This window comes from Virgibacillus sp. AGTR, assembly GCF_016919725.2.
In the GTDB taxonomy this organism is placed as follows: Bacteria; Bacillota; Bacilli; order Bacillales; family Amphibacillaceae; genus Virgibacillus; species Virgibacillus salarius.
Genome location: NZ_JAJERH010000201.1, coordinates 1 through 303 on the forward strand (window position 1 = coordinate 1; position 303 = coordinate 303).

The 303-nt window shown below is 39.3% G+C and carries 1 protein-coding gene; it reads left to right on the forward strand.

Annotation, left to right across the window (positions count from 1 at the left end; translation table 11 throughout):
- Positions 1-303, forward strand: a 303-nt coding sequence (locus JUJ52_RS23225; protein WP_228089272.1) for a transposase, incomplete at both ends; no start/stop codon positions are given.

The window sequence follows — 303 nt, forward strand, 5'->3', positions numbered from 1 at the left end:
TGTGCCTATACCCAATCTGTTTTTTCTGGCAGAAAAATAGAAGGCTTACTTAAAGATAGTGTACGGATGATGTGGTTAGCACAGGGTTATGAGCCGAGCTATCGTACCATCAATCGATTCCGTGTTCATCCCGAAGTAAAAGAGTTACTACGCCAATGTTTTGTCCTATTTCGCTGTCAACTTGTTGAAGAGAAGGCAATTGAAGAAGAGGCCATTTTTATTGACGGCACGAAATTAGAAGCGAATGCCAATAAGTTCACTTTTGTATGGAAAAAATCCATTGAAAAATACAGCTCCGATTTA